Annotated in this window: 25 protein-coding genes; 14 read left to right on the forward strand and 11 right to left on the reverse strand. The window is 72.4% G+C overall.

Translation table 11 applies throughout. From position 1 onward, the window contains the following. Window positions 1-111: 111 nt before the first annotated feature. Window positions 112-1,521 (reverse strand): ADP-ribosylglycohydrolase family protein, encoded by a 1,410-nt coding sequence (locus tag ACFQE5_RS04660; protein WP_379583130.1) that lies wholly within the window; start codon window positions 1,519-1,521, stop codon window positions 112-114. Further along, entirely contained in the window at window positions 1,518-2,306 is a 789-nt protein-coding gene (locus ACFQE5_RS04665; RefSeq protein ID WP_379583132.1) for an ARPP-1 family domain-containing protein, read from the reverse strand. The genes ACFQE5_RS04660 and ACFQE5_RS04665 overlap by 4 nt, the downstream gene beginning before the upstream one ends. 69 nt (window positions 2,307-2,375) lie before the next feature. On the opposite strand from ACFQE5_RS04665, the gene ACFQE5_RS04670 reads away from it, so the two are divergent. Next, window positions 2,376-3,146 carry an NUDIX hydrolase gene (locus ACFQE5_RS04670; RefSeq protein ID WP_379583134.1) on the forward strand — a complete coding sequence of 257 codons (771 nt, stop codon included), beginning with the start codon at window positions 2,376-2,378 and terminating at the stop codon, window positions 3,144-3,146. A gap of 28 nt (window positions 3,147-3,174) precedes the next feature. On the opposite strand, the gene ACFQE5_RS04675 is transcribed toward ACFQE5_RS04670, so the two are convergent. Both ACFQE5_RS04675 and ACFQE5_RS04680 read right to left on the reverse strand, forming a co-directional pair. Continuing rightward, window positions 3,175-3,618: a hypothetical protein gene (locus tag ACFQE5_RS04675; RefSeq protein ID WP_379583136.1), complete on the reverse strand. Its 444-nt coding sequence runs from the start codon at window positions 3,616-3,618 to the stop codon at window positions 3,175-3,177. A 147-nt stretch (window positions 3,619-3,765) separates the two neighbouring features. After that, window positions 3,766-4,413, reverse strand: a complete 648-nt coding sequence (locus tag ACFQE5_RS04680) for a hypothetical protein (RefSeq protein WP_379583138.1) — start codon at window positions 4,411-4,413, stop codon at window positions 3,766-3,768. 18 nt (window positions 4,414-4,431) lie between these two features. Between ACFQE5_RS04680 and ACFQE5_RS04685 the strand changes: the two genes are divergently transcribed. After that, the gene (locus ACFQE5_RS04685) at window positions 4,432-5,235 is read left to right on the forward strand and encodes a YggS family pyridoxal phosphate-dependent enzyme (protein WP_379583140.1); all 804 of its coding nucleotides are present in this window, start codon (window positions 4,432-4,434) and stop codon (window positions 5,233-5,235) included. Window positions 5,236-5,302: 67 nt separating this feature from the next. On the opposite strand, the gene ACFQE5_RS04690 is transcribed toward ACFQE5_RS04685, so the two are convergent. The 4 genes from ACFQE5_RS04690 to ACFQE5_RS04705 form a co-directional block, all read right to left on the reverse strand. Continuing rightward, complete coding sequence (locus ACFQE5_RS04690; protein ID WP_379583142.1) at window positions 5,303-6,334, reverse strand: phosphotransferase family protein; 1,032 nt, start codon at window positions 6,332-6,334, stop codon at window positions 5,303-5,305. Next, window positions 6,331-7,533 (reverse strand): acyl-CoA dehydrogenase family protein, encoded by a 1,203-nt coding sequence (locus ACFQE5_RS04695; protein WP_379583144.1) that lies wholly within the window; start codon window positions 7,531-7,533, stop codon window positions 6,331-6,333. Before ACFQE5_RS04695 ends, ACFQE5_RS04690 begins: the two co-directional genes overlap by 4 nt. A 111-nt stretch (window positions 7,534-7,644) precedes the next feature. Next, window positions 7,645-9,312, reverse strand: coding sequence for an AMP-binding protein (locus ACFQE5_RS04700; protein ID WP_379583146.1), 1,668 nt, complete (start codon window positions 9,310-9,312; stop codon window positions 7,645-7,647). A gap of 11 nt (window positions 9,313-9,323) precedes the next feature. Next, window positions 9,324-10,292 carry a cyclase family protein gene (locus ACFQE5_RS04705; RefSeq protein ID WP_379583148.1) on the reverse strand — a complete coding sequence of 323 codons (969 nt, stop codon included), beginning with the start codon at window positions 10,290-10,292 and terminating at the stop codon, window positions 9,324-9,326. A gap of 166 nt (window positions 10,293-10,458) precedes the next feature. Here ACFQE5_RS04705 and ACFQE5_RS04710 point away from each other — a divergent pair, with 166 nt between their 5' ends. Further along, window positions 10,459-11,412 carry a helix-turn-helix domain-containing protein gene (locus tag ACFQE5_RS04710; RefSeq protein WP_379583150.1) on the forward strand — a complete coding sequence of 318 codons (954 nt, stop codon included), beginning with the start codon at window positions 10,459-10,461 and terminating at the stop codon, window positions 11,410-11,412. Between the two features lie 218 nt (window positions 11,413-11,630). Here ACFQE5_RS04710 and ACFQE5_RS04715 read toward each other — a convergent pair whose 3' ends face one another. The 3 genes from ACFQE5_RS04715 to ACFQE5_RS04725 form a co-directional block, all read right to left on the reverse strand. Beyond that, entirely contained in the window at window positions 11,631-12,776 is a 1,146-nt protein-coding gene (locus tag ACFQE5_RS04715; protein WP_379583152.1) for a tyrosine-type recombinase/integrase, read from the reverse strand. After that, window positions 12,773-13,171, reverse strand: coding sequence for an ImmA/IrrE family metallo-endopeptidase (locus ACFQE5_RS04720; protein WP_379583154.1), 399 nt, complete (start codon window positions 13,169-13,171; stop codon window positions 12,773-12,775). Before ACFQE5_RS04720 ends, ACFQE5_RS04715 begins: the two co-directional genes overlap by 4 nt. A gap of 100 nt (window positions 13,172-13,271) precedes the next feature. Further along, entirely contained in the window at window positions 13,272-13,727 is a 456-nt protein-coding gene (locus tag ACFQE5_RS04725; protein ID WP_379583156.1) for a helix-turn-helix domain-containing protein, read from the reverse strand. Between the two features lie 237 nt (window positions 13,728-13,964). On the opposite strand from ACFQE5_RS04725, the gene ACFQE5_RS04730 reads away from it, so the two are divergent. The 11 genes from ACFQE5_RS04730 to ACFQE5_RS04780 all read left to right on the forward strand — a co-directional run bounded on the left by ACFQE5_RS04730 (window position 13,965) and on the right by ACFQE5_RS04780 (window position 17,594). Beyond that, on the forward strand, window positions 13,965-14,234 hold the full coding sequence (locus ACFQE5_RS04730) for a transcriptional regulator (protein ID WP_379583158.1): 270 nt from the start codon (window positions 13,965-13,967) through the stop codon (window positions 14,232-14,234). Further along, complete coding sequence (locus ACFQE5_RS04735) at window positions 14,231-14,443, forward strand: helix-turn-helix domain-containing protein (RefSeq protein ID WP_379583160.1); 213 nt, start codon at window positions 14,231-14,233, stop codon at window positions 14,441-14,443. The genes ACFQE5_RS04730 and ACFQE5_RS04735 overlap by 4 nt, the downstream gene beginning before the upstream one ends. After that, window positions 14,440-14,646, forward strand: a complete 207-nt coding sequence (locus ACFQE5_RS04740; protein ID WP_379583163.1) for a hypothetical protein — start codon at window positions 14,440-14,442, stop codon at window positions 14,644-14,646. The genes ACFQE5_RS04735 and ACFQE5_RS04740 overlap by 4 nt, the downstream gene beginning before the upstream one ends. Window positions 14,647-14,779: 133 nt before the next feature. After that, window positions 14,780-15,154 carry a hypothetical protein gene (locus ACFQE5_RS04745; protein WP_379583165.1) on the forward strand — a complete coding sequence of 125 codons (375 nt, stop codon included), beginning with the start codon at window positions 14,780-14,782 and terminating at the stop codon, window positions 15,152-15,154. Continuing rightward, window positions 15,151-15,447, forward strand: a complete 297-nt coding sequence (locus ACFQE5_RS04750) for a hypothetical protein (RefSeq protein ID WP_379583167.1) — start codon at window positions 15,151-15,153, stop codon at window positions 15,445-15,447. The genes ACFQE5_RS04745 and ACFQE5_RS04750 overlap by 4 nt, the downstream gene beginning before the upstream one ends. Next, the gene (locus ACFQE5_RS04755) at window positions 15,444-15,746 is read left to right on the forward strand and encodes a hypothetical protein (RefSeq protein ID WP_379583169.1); all 303 of its coding nucleotides are present in this window, start codon (window positions 15,444-15,446) and stop codon (window positions 15,744-15,746) included. Before ACFQE5_RS04750 ends, ACFQE5_RS04755 begins: the two co-directional genes overlap by 4 nt. Then, a complete protein-coding gene (locus tag ACFQE5_RS04760) occupies window positions 15,743-15,988 on the forward strand; it encodes a hypothetical protein (protein WP_379583171.1) in 246 nt (81 codons plus the stop codon). The genes ACFQE5_RS04755 and ACFQE5_RS04760 overlap by 4 nt, the downstream gene beginning before the upstream one ends. Window positions 15,989-15,992: 4 nt before the next feature. Beyond that, on the forward strand, window positions 15,993-16,190 hold the full coding sequence (locus ACFQE5_RS04765) for a hypothetical protein (RefSeq protein WP_379583173.1): 198 nt from the start codon (window positions 15,993-15,995) through the stop codon (window positions 16,188-16,190). Beyond that, the gene (locus ACFQE5_RS04770; RefSeq protein ID WP_379583175.1) at window positions 16,187-16,462 is read left to right on the forward strand and encodes a helix-turn-helix domain-containing protein; all 276 of its coding nucleotides are present in this window, start codon (window positions 16,187-16,189) and stop codon (window positions 16,460-16,462) included. Before ACFQE5_RS04765 ends, ACFQE5_RS04770 begins: the two co-directional genes overlap by 4 nt. Continuing rightward, window positions 16,435-17,289, forward strand: coding sequence for a hypothetical protein (locus ACFQE5_RS04775; protein ID WP_379583177.1), 855 nt, complete (start codon window positions 16,435-16,437; stop codon window positions 17,287-17,289). The genes ACFQE5_RS04770 and ACFQE5_RS04775 overlap by 28 nt, the downstream gene beginning before the upstream one ends. Continuing rightward, complete coding sequence (locus ACFQE5_RS04780) at window positions 17,286-17,594, forward strand: hypothetical protein (protein WP_379583179.1); 309 nt, start codon at window positions 17,286-17,288, stop codon at window positions 17,592-17,594. The genes ACFQE5_RS04775 and ACFQE5_RS04780 overlap by 4 nt, the downstream gene beginning before the upstream one ends. Window positions 17,595-17,618: the final 24 nt, after the last annotated feature.

Consider the following 17,618-nt stretch of genomic DNA (forward strand, 5'->3'; position numbering starts at 1 on the left):
CGGCTTCACCCCCGACGGGCGGCTCGGCGGGGGCGGGATGGGGGTCGTCCACCGGGGCCGGTCGGCGCCCGGCCAGGACTGCGCCGAGGCGCACTGCGGGAACGGTTGCGCTCATCCGGCCGACCCGAGCCACCCCCGCACGATCGAGGGCCGCGGGCACGCCGAGGGCAGCACGGCGGTCACCCGGCGCAGCGCCGCGGCCCGCGCCGACCCGGTGACCAGCGCGCCGTAGGCCGCGGCGACCACCGGGGTGCGGGTCTGCGCGTGCACGCAGTGCAGCAGCACGGTTTTGCCCTCGGCGCGCAGCTCGCGCACCGCCGCCGCGGCGTCGGCGATCACGGCGGGCAGATCGAGGTTCGCGTCGTCGCCGTCGATCAGCCAGACCTCGATGTGGTCCTCCGGGGCGACGCCGGCCAGCGGGGCCTGGTCGGCGCCGAGCCGGCAGAGGCTGACCACGGCGTCGGCGACCCCGGGCCGCAGCGCGCCGACCCCGCCGAGCAGCACACCCGGATCGTCGGGATGCGGCACCGTGCGTTCCGATGCCCCGGCGTAGGAACGGACGGTCGGGGCGCCGGGCCAGCCGTCGGGATCGAGCTCGCCGCGGCGGACGGCGAGGACGCCGAGCCGGGTCAGGTCGCGGGCGCGCAGCCCGGGCCACCCGTGCAACCGCCGGCGCCATCGGGCCGGCACCGCGCTGCCACCGTGGCCGGCACCGAGCAGCGCACCGGCGATCGCCGCGACGGTGTCGGTGTCCCCACCTGCCCGCACCGCGGCCTGCAGACCCTCCTCGAACCCGCCACCGCGCGTGATGGCCGACCAGGCGCACTGCAGCGCCGCGACCACCCACCCGTTGCGTGCCCCGAACCGGTTGGGGGTGCAGCGCTCGGCCTCGTCGACCAGCTCGGCCCACTCCGGGCCGACGTGCCCGAGCCCGACGCGCAGGTCCAGCTGCCCGGTCCGCACGGCGTGGTCGATCGCCAGGCACCACAGCGCGCACGCGTCACCGGCCTGCGGGTCGTGGTGGGTCAGGGCGCTGACGGCGCGGGCCGCCGCCGCGATCGCGTCCGGGTCGCCGAGATGCGCCAGCGCGACCGGCCCGGTGCGCATCAGCGAGCCGTTGCCCGCGGTCCGCCCGGTCCGCTCGTGCAGCTCGGCGGCGCGGGCGCGCAGCCGCGCGGCCGCGCCGGGGCCGGGCCGCACCGCCGACAGCACCGCACGGGTCTGGACACCGATATCGGCCGGGCCGTCGGCGAACCAGCGCAGGAACCCGTCGGCGATCCGGTCCAGCGCGTCCGCCGTGCGCAGGTCCGCGCCGGTGGCCGCAACCTCGGCGAGTACGCAGGCCATCTCGGTGTCGTCGCTCCACTGCCCCGGTGCGTATCCGCCGAGCCCGCCGCCGAGCATCCGCGCCGGCTCCCCGGGGCCCGGCAGTGACCTGCTGCCGTACTCGTAGGGCACGCCCAGCGCGTCCCCCACCGCCGCCCCGAGCAGCACCCCGACGGCGCGATCCGGCGCGCTCACGCCGTCACCAGCTCGTGCCGCGGGTTGACCGCCACCGTGTGGATCGCGCGGCCGCGCCAGCCGAGGACCGCGACCCGGGCATACGCCGGGTACCGGCGCTCCACCCGCTGCACGAACCGCCGCGCGCGCCGTCCGGGCGTCTCGACGGCCGGGGCGCCCACGGCGTCGATCGCGGCCGCGTGCACCAGCCGACCCCATACCTGGGCGAGGGTGCGCGGAGAGTCGAAGACCTCCACCAGCACCGGCTGGCCGCCGATCCCGATCAGCACCCCGCTCTGGAACGCCCGCGGCCTCAGGTCGCGCACCAGCGCCGCGGCGGCCTCCTCGCGCCCGCGGGCGGTCTCGAGCAGCGAGCCCGTCGAGCTGGTGCCGTAGCGTCCGACCCGCTCCCAGACCTGCCCCTGGTCGCCTGCGGCGCGCACCGACACCGGGGCGCAGCGGCCACCCCGCTCGTGCCGGTGCCCGCCCTGCCAGCGCCGCTGCTCCACGCAGCGAACCTCCAGGACCGTCGCCACGCCCGGCTCGACGACGGCGGAGCGGGCGACGACCCGATGCTGCCACCCGCCCTCCAGCAGCTCTCCTTCCAGCACGAGCGCCGGGCGGGTCCCGCTGTTGGTCATCACCAGCTCGGTGACCAGCGGCCCGTCCGGGCGCTCCCGCACATCGACCGAGGGGCTGTGCACGTCGTAACCACGGGTGGCCACGGCCCGGCCGTTGAACACCGGAAACAGGGTGAGCCCGGCCCGCACGACCGGCCGCCCCAGATGCATGTCCGCCTGCTCCATGATCCCTCCTGCTCATTAGCGCGTTCTCGCTCTAATTAATAAGAGCAGATGTGAGCTAATATGTCCAGCATGAACTGGCGGGATGGATCGGGACGGGCACTCGCGGACTACCGGCGCCCCTCGGTGGCGGTCGACGTGGCCCTGCTGACGGTGCGCGCGGACGGACTGCTGGCCGTGCTGGTGCACGAGCGCGACGAGGAGTACGCGACCGGGCGGTGGTCGCTGCCCGGCGTGTTCGTGGGCGAACAGGAGTTGCTGGCGGACGCGGCGCTGCGCGCGCTGCGGGACAAGGTCGGCGTCACCGGGGAGAAGCCGCGCCAACTCGTCGTCCTCGACGACCCGGGGCGCGACGACCGCGGGCGCGTGCTCAGCGTCGCCCATGTCGATCTCGTGCCGGTCGCCCGGCTCCCGGCCACGGCACACCTCGCGCCGATCCGGGGCGAGCGCGCCGTGCTACCCGGCGGGCACACCGCGCTCGCGTTCGACCACGACGAGATCGTCGCCCGCGCGGTGGACTGGGCCCGGGACCTCTACCGGGAACGACCCGACCCGCGGGGATTGATCGGCACCGAGTTCACCCTGCGGGACCTGCAACGAGTCCACGAGTCCGTGCTCGGTGAACCGCTGCAGAAGGACACCTTCCGCCGACGCATGCTCGGCGCCCTCCAGGAGACCGACCGGCTCAGCAGCGGGACGGTGGGCAAGCCGGCCCGGCTGTTCCGGCGCGTGGGCCCCCCGCCCGTGGGCTCGGTTCAGCCCGCCGACGGGCGGAAGGCCACCAGCGGGAGCTGCTCGGACGTCCGCCGGTCGCAGCCGACCACCTCCGGAACGGAGGTGTAGCGCGTCCCGCTGCGCCGCCCCACGTGGGTCAACCCCGGTGGCGCAGCCGGGATGCCCGGGCGGCGGTCAGCGCGAGCACGATGGTGCCCACCGACTCCACGACGAGCGTCGTCGGGACCAGCTGGTTGCCGAGCTGCTCGCGCACCCCGAGGAACCCGACGGTCAGCGCGAGCACCAGCGCGAGCAACGTACCCGCCATGAACAGCGCGCTCAGCCCGCTCGTCAGCCCCAGCAGCCGGCCCGGCACGACGAGCATCGCCACGGCCAGGACGAGCGATCCGATCGCGTTGAGCACGAACAGGGTGCCGACCAGGCCGCTGAACCCGTGGAAGACGAGGTAGAGGTGGATCCCGCCCATCGCCAGGAGCAGCAGCGCGCCCAGTACCCGCCAGGGCAGCAGCGCGCGCTGCGCACCGTGGCCGCCGCCCGCAGCGGCCGGACCGCTCCAACCGGCTGCCCCGGAACGTCCCATGTCAGCACCTCCTGGGTCGGTGGCCCGCGCAGCCGGACCGTCTCCGGTGAACGGGAACGATCCTCACGCCTGTGGACCGGACCGACCTGCGTTGCCGGGTGAAGCGACCTCGGTCGGATCGTGGTCGCAGGACGACAGGGATCCCGGTCATTCTGACGGACCATTCGCGATGATGCGCCGAGCAATCGCCGATCGTCCTGTCGTGCGGGTCGCCGGATCGCGCATCCGGGCGTCGGCGATGGCATCGGCGAGATCGGTGGCGAGCCGATCGAGGGCCGCGTCGTCGAGGGTGTGCACGGTCAACCGCAGGTGGGTGGCGTCCGCACCGGAGTCCAGCCGGAAGGTGTCACCCGTGCGGACCAGCCAGCCGCGGCGCATCAGCCCGGTCGAGACCTCGCTGGCGTCGGCACCGGTGTCGACCCAGACGTTCAGCCCATCGGCGAGCCATCCATCGATGCCTCGGGCGCCGAGGAGCTTGCGGAAGGCACGGTTGCGCTCGGCGTAGTGGGCGGCGGCGCGGTCGAGGAGATCCGCCGTGTCCGCGTCGATCACCATGCGATGCGCGGCGCGCTGGAGGATATGGCTGACCCAGGTGCCGCCCGGAGCCAGGCGCAGGCCCAGGCGCTGCGCCGTGGCCGGGTCGCTGGCGACGAATGCCAGCCGCAGGTCCGGCCCGAGGAACTTCGACACCGATCGGACGAGCGCCCAGCGGTGCTGGTCCGGGCCGATGATGCTGTGGTACGGGCTCTGCGCGAGCAACGAGAAGTGGTCGTCCTCGATGAGGAGCAAGCACATACGGGCAGTATTAGACCTATGTCCCATGCAGCGGAGATGCCGACAACCGGGGTGGCCTATCCGACGGCCGAGTCCGTCGAGGACTTCGGGCGCGCCATCGCGACCGTCCGGACCCGGATCGCGCGGGCGGCCGGACGCGCGGGCCGGGACGCCTCCGAGGTGCGCCTGCTGCCGGTGAGCAAGACCGTTCCGGAGGATCGCATTCGACTGGCCGTGCGGGCCGGGTGCCGCGCCCTGGGCGAGAACAAGGTCCAGGAGGCCAAGCGCAAGTGGCAGAACCTCGCCGACGTGGATGTGTCCTGGTCGGTGATCGGTCACCTGCAGACGAACAAGGTCAAGGACGTCGTCGCGTTCGCCGACGAGTTCCAGGCCCTGGACAGCATCCGGGTCGCCGACGCCCTGGACCGCAGGTTGCAGGCAGCCGGCCGAAAGCTGGATGTGTTCGTGCAGATCAACACGTCCGATGAGGACTCCAAGTTCGGGCTGGAGCCCGATCAGGCGCTGGAGTTCCTGCGGCAGCTCCGGCACCGCGACTCGCTGCGGGTGCAGGGACTGATGACGCTGGCGCTCTTCACCTCCGACACCGAACGGGTGCGCGCCTGCTTCCGGCTCCTGCGCACCCTGCGGGACCGGGCCCGCGACCTCGACCCGGAGCTGATCGGTCCGGGTGAGCTGTCGATGGGCATGTCCGGGGACTACGAGACCGCGATCGAGGAAGGCGCCACGGTCGTCCGCGTCGGCCAAGCGATCTTCGGTGCCCGGCCCACCCCCGACTCGCACTACTGGCCCGGCACGGCACCCGAGCCGGGGAACGTCGCCTGACGGTGAGGATGGTCGAGCCGGACCTCGGTGAGGGACCGGTCGCGGGCGGGCCCACCGCGCCGGAGTCTCAGCACGAGCCAGGCTCGCGCAGCGCGGCCAGTCCCGCTGCGGCGAGCGCCGGCACGGCTTCGCCGACGGAGTCGAACCCCGTCCCGACGGTGTGCCCGGCGAGGTGGCGGGCGTGGATGCCCTCGGCGATGACGGCGATCTTGAAGTATCCGAGTGCCAGCGCGAACGGCAGGTTCGCCACGCGACGGCCCGAGGCCACCGCGTACCGCTGGACGAGGTCGTCCGCCGCGGGCATGCGTGGGCTCGTGGCCGCGGCCCCGCCGCCGCCGAGCACCGGGTCGAAAGCCGGGTCACGGTAGACCAGGTGCAGCGCGAGATCGGCCATGGGGTCGCCCAGGGTCGCCATCTCCCAGTCGACGACCGCACGGACGGTCCCGATGTCGGCCGGGTCCAGGATGGTGTTGTCGACCCGGAAGTCGCCGTGGACGATCCTCGCCTCGCTCTCCTGCGGGATCGACGCCGCCAGCCGGCTGTGCAGCGTCTCGATGTCCGGCATGTCGCGGGTGGCCACGCGGGTCCACTGGTCGTACCACCGGCGGACCTGCCGCCCGAGATAGCCCTTGGCCCGGCCGAAGTCGCCGAGGCCGATCGCGTTCGGGTCGATCGCGTGCAGGGCGACCAGGGTGTCGATCAGTGCGGTGGCGCACCGGATCACGTCCGCGTCGCCGAACGCGTCGAGATCGGCCTGGGTGCGTAGCACGCGGCCGGAGACGTACGTGACGACGGCGAACGGGGTGCCGATCACGGACGGGTCGTCGCACTGCGCCACCGCATGGGCCACCGGGACGCCGGTATCGCGCAGGGCGGCGACGACGCGGTACTCGCGCCCCATGTCGTGCGCGGACGGGGTCAACCCGCCGAGCGGAGGGCGCCGCAGCACCCAGCTGCAACGGCCGTCCGTGAGGAGGTAGGTGAGGTTGGAGCGGCCACCGGAGAGCAGTTCGGCACGCAGCTGCCCGGCGCCGGGCACCTGGTCGTCGAAGAACTTCTGGAGCCGAGGCAGATCGAGTCCGGTGAGCGTGCCGGTCACGGCCTGACCTCGGCGCCCGCGGCGGCGTGCCGCCGGGTTGCCCGGCGGGCGATGGACCAGCGGTGGGTCTCGGACGGCCCGTCGTAGATGCGGAAGGGCCGGACCTCCCGCAGGAATCGCCCCAGCAGGACGTCCCCGGAGACGCCGAGCGCGCCGCAGATCTGCAGCGCGCGGTCCACGACCCGCCACACCGCCTCGGAGGTGAAGGTCTTGGCGATGGACGTCGCCTGCGCGGCCGAGCGACCGGCATCGAGCTCCCAGCAGGCCCGCAGGATCAGTCCGCGGCTCGCCGCAATGTCGATCTCATTGTCGGCGATCATGGCTTGGACCATCCCGAGGTCAGCGAGCTTCGCGCCGAACACCTCCCGCTCGTTCGCCCGGGCGAGCGCGATGTCCTGGGCCCGTCGGGCGATGCCCAGCCAGCGCATGCAGTGCGTCATGCGGGCCGGCCCGAGGCGCACCTGCGCGTAGCGGAAGCCCTGGTCGACCTCCCCGAGCACCGCGTCGTCGGGGACGACGCACCCGTCGAAGATCAGTTCGAGGTGCCCGCCGTAGAGGGACTCGTCGAGCGTGTCGATGTGCCGCACGATCTTCATGCCCGGGTTGTCCGCGTCGACCAGGAACATGGTCGCGCCACCCGCGTGACCGGGCTCGCCCGAGGTACGGGCCATGCAGATGGCGAACGCGGCGCCCTCGGCTCCGGTGATGAACCACTTGCGGCCGTCGATCCGCCAGCCCCCTGGCACGGAGACCGCGGTGGTCGCGAGGGCCGCGGGGTCGGAGCCCGCGCCGGGCGCTGGTTCGGTCATCGCGAAGCAGGACCGGACGTCGCCGGCGGCGAGGGGTGCGAGGTAACGCGCCTTCTGCTCGTCCGTGGCGATCGCCTCGAGCAGGTGCATGTTGCCCTCGTCGGGCGCGGCGATGTTGAGCGCCAACGGCCCGAGCAGCGCGTAGCCGGCCTCCTCGAAGACCACCGCGCGGCCCCGCATGTCGAGCCCGTGTCCACCGAACTCGACCCCGACGTGCGGGACGAACACCCCGGCGGCCTTCGCCTCGGCCTGCAGCTCGGCGCGGACGGACTCGGTGCGGGCGACACCGCCGAGGCGCTCCTCGACCGGGATGACCACGGCGCGCACGAACGCCGCGGTGCGCTCGGCGAGCCGTGCGACGTCGGGGTCTGGTGCCAGCTCGACGGCCATGTTCTCTCCTCGACGGCGGCCGGCCGATCGATCTCGGCGCGACCGGTTTGACTGTGGTCAGCGGTGTACGCCGGACCCGGGATCCCGGGTCCGGCGCAGTCGGGGGCGCGGTCAGACGGGTTGCTGCTCGCGGGCGCGCAGCTCGCGGCGCAGCAGCTTCCCGGTGACCGTCTTCGGGATCTCGTCGAGGAACTCGACCTGCCGCGGGTACTTGTAGGCGGCCATCCGTTCCTTGCAGAACGCGATGAGCTCCTCCGCGGTGGCGGTACGGCCCGGACGCAGGCTGACGAACGCCTTGACCGTCTCCCCACGGTAGGCGTCCGGGACCCCGACGACGGCGGCCTCGCGGACCGCCTCGTGCTCGTAGAGGACGTCCTCCACCTCGCGCGGCCACACCTTGTAGCCGCCCGCGTTGATCTGGTCCTTCTTGCGGTCGACGATGTAGAACCAGCCGTCGGCGTCCATGTAGCCGACGTCGCCGGTGTGCAGCGCCCCGCCCGGCAGCGCCGCGGCGCTCTCCTGCGGCTTGTTCCAGTAGCCGGACACGACCTGCGGACCCGTGGTGACCAGCTCGCCGATCTCGCCCGGTGGCAGGTCCGTGCCGTCGTCACCGACGATCCGCACGATCGTGTTGTAGACCGGCACGCCCACCGACAGCGCCCCCGACGCCTCGTCCACCGGCGCGTCGGCGCCCAACGGCACGGCATGCGACGGCGAGGTGGTCTCGGTCAGCCCGTAGATGTTGTGGATGTAGTGCCCGAAGGTGGACCGGAACGCCGTGACCGTGCTCGGCGGGATGGGCGCACCACCGGAGTAGATCTTGGTGAGGCTGGCGAGGGCGTCCTTCTCGGCGTTGGGCGCGTTCATCAGCGCGATGAACACGGTGATCGACCCGACCGTGAAGGTGGCCCGCTCGGCCCGGATCGTCTCGATCGTCAGCGCCGGGTCGAGTCGATACATCAGCACCAGGGGGGCACCGGCCAGCAACGAGATCGCGATGTGGCCGACCAGCCCGGTGATGTGGAACAGCGGCGCCACACCGAGGATCACGTCGTCGCGGCCCAGACCGATCCAGTCGCGGTAGGTCTGGGCGTTGAACACGACGTTGCGGTGCGTGGTCATCGCCCCCTTGGGCGGCCCCGTCGTGCCGGAGGTGTAGGTCAGGAAGGCCACGTCGTCGAGCCCCAGCGCGACCGCCGGGGGCCTTCGGCCGGCGAACCGGGCCAGCAGGTCGGCCATGTCGAGCGTGCCTTCGCACACGATGCGCTCCACCCCGGCGAAGACACGCTGGTCGTTGCGGGTCTGGTACTCCAGCTCGGAGGTCGTGATGACGGTCTGCACGTCGGTGTTCGCCACGACCTTCGCCGCGACGTCCCGGTACAGGCTCTGCAGGCACACCAGCACCCGCGCGCCGGAGTCGCGCAGCAGCAGCTCCAGCTCGCGCTCCCGGTTCATCGGGTTGATCGACACGGCGATGCCGCCGGCCTTCCAGGTGCCGATCTGGGCGATGACGAACTGCGGCACGTTCTGCAGGAACACCGCCACCCGGTCACCCTTGGCGAACCCGGTATCGGCCAGGCCCGCCGCGAACGCGTCGGTCAGCTCGTCGAGCTCGCGCAGCGTGATCCGCCCGTCGAAGTAGCGGATCGCGTCGCCATCCGGGTTCCGCTCGACGGAGGCCTTGAACATCGCCAGCGCGTTGTCGAACTCGACCGCGATCTCGGCCGGTCGGCCGGGCGCGTACCGCGCCAGCCAGGGTTTGTCGTCGTAGACGCTCACGGGCGGGCTCCTCAGCGGATCGCGATGGGGTTGACCGGGGCGCCGGTGCCTTTGACCACCTTGAGCGGCGCCGCGGCGTACAGGAAGCTCCACCGCCCATCCGCGGCGCACGCGTCCGCCAGGTCGTCGAGCCAGGCGATCTCGGTGAGCGCCACGCCGAGGTTGCGCATCAGCGCGCAGTGCAGCGGCAGCGCCACACCCGTCTCGGGTTCGTAGGTGACCTCGTTGGCGATGGTGTCGGTGACCAGGTTGGGGATCTCCCGGCTCTGGAACCACTCCACCAGCTCGCGGGAGTAGGTCAGCCCGGGCTCGTTGAACCCGTCGTAGAACTGTTCCTTGTCGTTGAGCTCGTACCAGTACTTCAACCATCCCGTGCGCACACACAGGATGTCGTGCGGCTCGATCTGCACACCCTGGGCCTTGGCCGCGGCCTCCAGGTCGTTGTGGTCGAAGGTCTCGCCCTTGTCCAGCCAGTCCTTGCCGCGGTGGCGGGCCATGTCGATCAGCACCCCGCGGCCGACGACGCCCTTCTCGGCGATCGGCAGCACCGAGGCCTTCTCCATCCCCTCCACGGTGGTGCGCGCGTCGTAGCCGTTCCAGAGCTTGCCGTCGTACCAGACGTGGCCGAGGGCGTCGTACTGGGTGGAGCCCTGCAGGAAGATCTTCGCGGTGTCGTCGGCGTAGTGCAGCCCGCCCGGGAAGGCCGGGGCGCCCTCGCCGTCCCAGCTGCCCTCGTCGAGGATGTTCTGCCGCTCGATGCCCGACCGGCCGGGCCACAGCGGGTCCCCGGGACCGTCGGTGCGACCCATCTGGATCTGCAGCGTGAACACCTCGCCCGACCTGATGTGCTGCACGCCGCGCAGCACCTCCTTCGTGTCCAGGTAGTTCAGGCAGCCCAGCTCGTCGTCGGGGCCCCACTTGCCCCAGTTGCTCGGCGCGTTCTCACCGAGCAGCTCACGCATCGCCGGGGCATCAGACATCGTCGTCTCCTCAGATGGTGAACAGGTGCGCTCGCAGTTCGAGCGCTCGAACGGTTAGTGTTTAGCGAACTATTACATGCCCTAACATGCCCGTCAATATCTCGCCCTGGACCAAGCCGGGCCGACATGTTTAGCTTTTACGAACGCAAGGGCAGGAGGTGGCGGCATGCCGACAAGCGGGAGCGCGCACCCGGCCGACGGGACGCTCGGCGCTCAGGTGCGGACCGCCCGGGTAGCGCAGGGCCTCAGCCTGCGCAGCCTTGCGCGCACGCTCGGGGTGAGCCCGGCAACGCTGAGCCAGATCGAGAACGGCCGCACCGGACTGAGCGTCAACCGGCTGAGCCACATCGCGGACGCCCTCGGCCTGACCGTGCCGCAGATCCTGGACATCGTCGTGGACCCCGACTCACCGGCCGAGCCGCCACCGCGCCCGGCGCCGCGAGCCGAGAAGGCGACGGCGGGACCGGTGATCACGCAGTGGCGCCACTACGAACCCCTCGACTTCGACCCCGTCCTACGGGCCGCCCTCGACGAGATCCTCGAGATCGGCTATCACGGCGCGACGGTGCGCGGCATCGCCGCGCGGTGCGGCCTGTCCGTCTCCGGGATCTACCACTACTACACCAGCAAGCAGCAGATGCTGCTCACCATCCTCGACCTCACGATGACCGAGCTGCTGATGCGCGCACGCGCCGCCCAGGCCGAGGGACGCGACCCCGTCGAACGGTTCAGCCTGCTCATCGAGCACCTCGCGCTGTTCCACACCCACCGCCGCGAACTCGGGTTCGTCGGCGCGAGCGAGATGCGCAGCTTCGACACCGACAACCGCCGCACGATCGCACACATGCGCACCGTCCAACAGCGCATGGTCGATCGGGAGGTCGAGGCCGCCGTCCGCGAACACCGATTCCGCGCCGACCACCCGCACGAAGCCGCACGCGCTGCCGTCACCATGTGCACCGCGCTCTCGACCTGGTGGCGTCCCGACGGCCCCTTCACCGCCGAGCAGATCGCCGAGCAGTACGTAGGCTTCGCCCTCGATCTCATGCGGTTCTCGAGGTCGCCCGGACCACCATTCGCACCCGCGTCGCCTTCGTCCGGCGTCCGCCCGCCGACATGATCGACAAAGCTCGCCGACATCTGCATTCCGTCATGCAGAGGTGCCGGTCGGGCGGTGGGGCGGGTGGGGCTCGAACCCACGACCTGACGGTTCTCGATCCATCCCACCCGTCCCGGCCCGCTCGCGCCCGTCAACGGCCTGACCTGCACCGCGAACACCCGTTGTTCCCGGGTGCCGCCCGATCGTGTCCGGCGATTCCGGTCCCTTAGCGGAACTGTCTACAGTAGATCCTCTAGTGCTGTGGCGGCCTCCTCCGACGCGATCCCCCGGCCCATGTAGACCCGCTGCGTCATCGACGGGTCGGCATGCCCGGCCACATCGGCGATCGCACGCGCCGACAACCCAGCCTCGTCGAGCACGGTCACGCACGTCTTGCGGAACACATGGCTGGTGACCCAGGAGAACCCGGCCTCATCGCGCGCCTGGCGCAGCACCCGCAGCACATTCCCCGGCCACCGCCAGCCACCCAGGTCGTCGGGGAACACCGGATACCCCGAGTCCTCGGCGACGCGCCGCGCCAGCAGCATGTCGACGCACCAGCGCGGCACCCGCAGCACCCGCGTTCCGGCCTCGGACTTCGCGCCGGCCACCCGCTGCAGACCGACCCCACGCACCGGGACGAGATGCCAGCGCACCGCCACCGTGCCCGCCTCGAGGTCGACCTCGTCCCACGAGACGGCGAGCGCCTCGCTGATGCGGCAGCCGGTCGCGAGCATGAACCGGGTCAGGTCCGGGATCGCCCAGCGGGCAGCCTTCTCGTCGGCCTCCATCGCCGCCAGCCACCGGGCCCGCTCGTCCCGGGTCAGGGCCCGCGGCGGCTTCCTACGGCCGCCGGGGATCGGCGAGATGTCCCGGACGGGGTTGGTGGGGATCGCGCCCATGCGGGCGGCGTAGCCGAGGATCCCCGACAGCACTGTGCGGGCACTCTTGGTCGCCGCGGCGCCCTTCCGCTTGCGCAGCTCGAGCTTCCACACCTCGCAGCGCGCGACGGTCACCTCGCGCAGCCGCAGCCCGCCAAGGGCGGGCTCGATGTAGAGCGTCCACGCCGAGCGGTACACAGTCAGTGTGGAAGGCGCGAGCTCCCCGGCTTCCAGCTGCGTCTCACGCTGCTCAAGCCACGCCTCGGCGGCGTCGCGCACCCGCGAGTCGGGGGTGAGGTGCGCCTCGGCCGCGTGACGGCGCTCGGCCAGCGCCGCGCGCAGAGCGTTCTCTGCGCCGGACCGGCTGGCGCCGCGGCGCTTCACCTTCCGAGTCTCTCCGTCGGCATCGCGATAGCGGCAGCTGGCCTCCCACAGCTTGGCGGCGAGCTGCCGGGTCGTGATGTTGCCGTGGGCACCGACGGGCAGCGGCGGGCGGCCGCTCACGGCGACTCCGGCCGCGGCCACGGGATGGTCGGTGGGTTGAGCGCCGTCTCGATCACGTCCCGGTCCACCCGGTAGCGGGCGGCCAGCTCCTGCAGGTCATCCTCGGTCCAGCGCCGCTGTTCGGCGAGCTCGGCCCCATCGGGCACGAGTATCCGCGCAGTCTGGTGCTGCACTGCTACCTCCTCAGTCCCTACAAGCCGCCGCGGCACCGGACCTCGCAGCAGGTGCACGAGCTCGTGCACAAGCGTCGAGCGCAGTTCCGCCACGGTCATCCCGGTTGCCAGGTAGACGGTCTGGGAGCGGAACTCGGTGAATCCAAGCGCCCCGTCCAGGTCCGCCATGCGGATGGACAGGCCACCGCGCCGGGTCAGGACGTCGTACAGGGTCTGGCTCAAGCCGACGGCGTCGGATCGCAGAGAGTAACGAAGCACACACGTACTGTCGTACGCGAAAGGATGATCCGTTAGCGACCGAATGGCGGATCGTGCCGGAGCATTACCGATCGTCCCGGTTCGGGCGTCGGCGGGCCGCGAAGTCCTCACCCTCCACGCCGAGGCCCTCCGGGCTGATGCGGGGAATCGAGATCGGCGGCGGGGCCGGCTCGGCCTCGTCGTCGGGGATGCGCCGGTCCAGCTCGGCGAGCAGCTCCCGTTTGGACAGGTCGCGGGCTTCGCGATGGCGCTCGATCACGCTGACGCCGAGGTCCTCCGGCGAGAGGTGCCCGGCCGCGATCATCCCTTCGACGGCGGGAACGCCGAGGACCTCGCATACGTCACGGATGCTGGCGATGTCGGGGACGTGGCCCCCCTTCAGCCAACGCGAGACCTGCGCTCGCGTCACGGTGCCTCCGCTGCGGTTGACGAGTTCTGCTTGACGCCAGCTGCGCTCGTCGAGCCTGTTCTGCAGCCATACAGCCCAGCTCGACCCACGTTGGGTGTCGGGTGCCGTCACGGACACGATGCTAGTTGCGCGCACGCAGCGCGGCGATCTCTGAATGGGTGACCAAAGGCCAGGTCCAGGCGTCACCGCACGCTGCACGTGCGCAACACGCGACACGCCGAAGAGCGCGACACGCGCTCATCATGTATTCCACATGAGAGACAAGTTGCGCGCATGAAGCAATCGGCGCTAGTGTCGTCTCATGCATAAGACACATCGCGTTCATGCGACTGCAGCAAGGAGGTCCAGTTGAGCCCCAGGCATCCCACGATCCGCATCCGCGCCGAGCGGCTCGACCTCGCCCGCCGCGCCGCCGGCCTGGTCACCGACACCGCGCTCGCCGACGCGATGGGCATCCACAAGGCGTCGGTCTCCCGGACGCTCGCCGGGAAGTCCCAGCTCGGCGGCAACTTCATCGGCGGCCTGCTGAGGGCCTTCCCCGGGCTGACCTTCGAGGACCTGTTCACCCTCGGCGCCGACGACGCCGGCGAGCTGCGGCCCGAGGCGATCCCGGCATGAGCACCCGGACCCGCGAGGGCGCCCCACCACGGACCGCGTACACCGCGCAGGAGGTCGCCGAGTCCCTCGGCGTTCCGGTCAAGCAGATCTATGCGCTGTGCCGCGCCCGGAAGCTCCGTCACCGCCGCATCGGCAAGCACATCCGGATTCCGGTTGCCGCGCTCGCCGAGTTCCTCGCCGATGCCGACCGCCCAGCAGGTGTGTCATGAACAGTGTCGCGCTGCCGTTGACGATCGCGGCCGTCGCGTTGACGATCGCGGTCCTCGCGCTCGTGACCGGCGGGTTCGCGCTGATGGCGTGGGTCCGGCGGGAACTGGAGCGGCGCCCCACCCGCGAGGACCTCGCGCGGGCCCTCAGCCGATCTGGCTCGTCCAGCGCTGCCGATCCCGCCGCCCGGGCGCGTCCCAGGTGATCTCGACACGCGGCCAGGTGGCCACGGACTCCCCGATCCCCCTCATGAAGCGGGACCGCGCTGGTCAGAGCGCGGCCCCCAACACCCGAAAGGCACCCCGATGATACCGACCCCGTCCCCCCGCCCCCGGGCCGTGACCGACACCGAGCCCACCGGGCTGCCGGTGCCCGTCCAGCCCGTCGAGCCGGACCCGTTCGTCGCGTACGCCGACCCCGAGCTGGCCGCCCGGATCTCCGAAGGCCTCCACGACCTGGCCGAGCTCGTGGAGAAGCACCCCGAGCTCGCGACCCGGCTGCGCTACCAGCTGTGCGACCTGGCCGCCGCCGTCGGCGCCGACCAGCTGGCCGCGATCTGCGACACCGCCGCCGGGTTGGGCGCCACCCGGCATATGCCCGCGGTCGGTGACGTCGGCGGGTTCGACCGGGTCGTGCTGCGCTGGGCCGACGACGCCGTGGGGCTGTTGGTCACCAGCCCGCAACCCGTGCACGACCCGGCGAGGCTGCGGTGATCCCCCTCGACGACACCGTCCGGGTGGTGCTGCTGGTCGGGCTCGCCGCGGCCGCGGCCGCGTTCGCGCTGTCCGGCGCGGTGCTGGCCACCCGCGGCGACCGCCGCCGACCCCAGCACACCGCTGCGCGGGCCGGCTCCGCCCACGATCGCGGCCCGCAGCTGCCCGTGGGCGCCCCGATCGGGCCGCCCCGACACCTCCGGCCCCCGCAGCAGCCGCCGCTGGCGACGTGCCCGACACAGCCGCTTCCGTCCGCCCCGTCCCACCCCACCCGAACCCGAGAGGCCCGATGACCACCACCGACCCGGCCGGCCCGACGCTCGACGAGCTGCTGGCCGAGATCCACCGCTGCATCGGCAGGCGCCAGACGCTCGGCGACGCGCAGCCCGACACGGCCTGGGCCGCCACCTACGAGTGTGAGGCCGCCGCGTGGCAGACCATCGCGGATCGGCACTGGCCGCAGACCGGCTCGGCTGTGGCGCAGGAGCTGCTGGCCCTGGCGGCCCTCCGCGCCTGCTACCACGCCGAGTACCGCGCCGCTAGCTGGCGGGAGATCGCCGCTCGCCGCGCCAGCCCCGCGGAGGGCCGGTGACCACCTCCCCCCGCCCGATGCAGCGTCCCGATCTGGACGACGCCCGCACCGCGGCCACACTCACCCAGGAGCACCTGCAGACGATCGACGACGACGGCGACCTCGCCGAGGGTTCGGTGCAGGAGGTCCTCGTCGTGGCCGCGATCGCGGTCGTCGCCGCGCTACGCGAGCTGTCCGCCGAGCTCGCCGCCACCCGGGCCGCCTCCAACCGCGCCCGCAGCCGGGGGCACGGCCGTGCGTGAGGTCATGACCCCCACCGAGTACCAGATCGCCGTCGGCGCCGGCGCCGTCCTCGGGGTCGCCCTGATCGTGCTGATCAACCTGGTCGTGGACTGGGTCTCCGGGCGGGTCCGCCGTGCGCGGGCCCGCCGGCGCCCCACCACAGCCCGGCCGGTGCGCGGCCCCGGCCGGACCACCCGACACCACCGGCAGGACGCGGCATGAGAGTTGTCGCCAAAGCCGACGGCGACGAGCTCGTCGTCACCGTCACCGGGTTGTCCTACCTCGGCACCGCCGACCAGGCCGAGCTCGCCGCCGGGATCGCCGACGCCACCGCGCGGTGCCTGAGCTCCTGGTTCGCCCAGGACTCACCCGACCCGCGACTGACCGCCTACGAGCTGTTCGACCAGGGCCGCACCGTCGCGCAGGTCGCCGCGATCCTCGGTGTCGACCGGCCCACCGTCCGCGAATGGAAGAGAGCAGGCCGCCGCCCATGACCGTCCGGGTACTCACCTCCTCCCTCCTCGGGGTACTGGCCGACCTCGCACGGACCGCCGACACCGGCCCCGACGCCGGACAGTTCGGGGCGGTGCTGCTGCACACCTGCCGCGGCCACCACGGCGCCGAACCCGGCAAGCTCGAGCTGCTCGCCGGCGCCTCCACCGACCGGCACACCGCCGGCCACACCCACACCCCGTGTTCGGGCCAGCTGGGCGAGCCGACGCTGTGGTCGCTGCGCGACATCAAGTCGGTGATCACCGTGTTCAAGGCCGCGCGCGGCCGCGACCCGCACAACACGCACGCCGTGCAGATCCACCGATCCGGCGGTGAGATCACCATCCGCGAGGACCCCAACCTGATCGACGAGGGGGTGTCGCTGGCGTTCGGCGAACTCGACGCCGGCGACTACCCCGCCCCCGGCCTGTACACGATGCTGGGTGCCGCACCACCGGGCGCCGTCGTCCTGGGCGCCGGCGGCCTGCAGCTGGTCCCGGCCACGCCGCGCACCGCCATCCCGTACGAGCGGCTGGTCCCGTTCACCGCGGTCGCGCGCCGCCGCGGCGACATAGTCCAGCTCTACCGCCACCACCAGCACGCCCGGATCCTCGTCCAGATCGGCGACGCCTACCGCGGCGTCCTCGCCCCCGTACGGCTGGTCGACGAGGCGGTCGGCGACGAGACGGCCCCGGACACCGAGCTGTACCCGCCCGACCTCGGCCGCTGGCGACCCCGCGACCCTCCCGACGGCGACGGCCGCCCCGACAGGTGGCAGCAGCTCGACCTCGACGACCTCGCGGCCGACGACGACGGGGCCGAGTCGTGAGCGACAGCGAACTCGACGAATCCCTCACCGGGGACCCGATGACCGACGCGCTCGTCCCGCTCGTCGAGCAACTCGCCGACGCCGTGTTCGCCGGAGACGCCGCCACCATCGAGGGCCTGCGCGTCCACGCCGAGCAGATCGTCGCCGGCTACGGCCGCCCGGCCATCGACGCCGCCTGGGGCCTCGCAGTGATCGCCGCCGGGATGCTGCCCGGCGGCGCCCCACCGCGGCTGCTGCTGGCCTGGCGGCACCTGCCCGACCACCTCGCCCGCGCCGAGCCCGCCTCGCCGTCTCCGGCGCCCTGAGCGCCCCGACACATCGAGAGGCAC

It is taken from the genome of Pseudonocardia hispaniensis, assembly GCF_042658695.1.
GTDB classification, from domain to species: Bacteria; Actinomycetota; Actinomycetes; order Mycobacteriales; family Pseudonocardiaceae; genus Pseudonocardia; species Pseudonocardia hispaniensis.

Coding starts and splice junctions, on each gene's coding strand:
- ACFQE5_RS04705 (WP_379583148.1), bottom strand. CDS start 10,292: ATGTCTGATGCCCCGGCGATGCGTGAGCTGCTCGGTGAGAACGCGCCG.
- ACFQE5_RS04710 (WP_379583150.1), top strand. CDS start 10,459: ATGCCGACAAGCGGGAGCGCGCACCCGGCCGACGGGACGCTCGGCGCT.
- ACFQE5_RS04770 (WP_379583175.1), top strand. CDS start 16,187: ATGAGAGTTGTCGCCAAAGCCGACGGCGACGAGCTCGTCGTCACCGTC.
- ACFQE5_RS04735 (WP_379583160.1), top strand. CDS start 14,231: ATGAGCACCCGGACCCGCGAGGGCGCCCCACCACGGACCGCGTACACC.
- ACFQE5_RS04675 (WP_379583136.1), bottom strand. CDS start 3,618: ATGGGACGTTCCGGGGCAGCCGGTTGGAGCGGTCCGGCCGCTGCGGGC.
- ACFQE5_RS04665 (WP_379583132.1), bottom strand. CDS start 2,306: ATGGAGCAGGCGGACATGCATCTGGGGCGGCCGGTCGTGCGGGCCGGG.
- ACFQE5_RS04740 (WP_379583163.1), top strand. CDS start 14,440: ATGAACAGTGTCGCGCTGCCGTTGACGATCGCGGCCGTCGCGTTGACG.
- ACFQE5_RS04680 (WP_379583138.1), bottom strand. CDS start 4,413: ATGTGCTTGCTCCTCATCGAGGACGACCACTTCTCGTTGCTCGCGCAG.
- ACFQE5_RS04755 (WP_379583169.1), top strand. CDS start 15,444: ATGACCACCACCGACCCGGCCGGCCCGACGCTCGACGAGCTGCTGGCC.
- ACFQE5_RS04685 (WP_379583140.1), top strand. CDS start 4,432: ATGTCCCATGCAGCGGAGATGCCGACAACCGGGGTGGCCTATCCGACG.
- ACFQE5_RS04670 (WP_379583134.1), top strand. CDS start 2,376: ATGAACTGGCGGGATGGATCGGGACGGGCACTCGCGGACTACCGGCGC.
- ACFQE5_RS04775 (WP_379583177.1), top strand. CDS start 16,435: ATGGAAGAGAGCAGGCCGCCGCCCATGACCGTCCGGGTACTCACCTCC.
- ACFQE5_RS04765 (WP_379583173.1), top strand. CDS start 15,993: ATGACCCCCACCGAGTACCAGATCGCCGTCGGCGCCGGCGCCGTCCTC.
- ACFQE5_RS04695 (WP_379583144.1), bottom strand. CDS start 7,533: ATGGCCGTCGAGCTGGCACCAGACCCCGACGTCGCACGGCTCGCCGAG.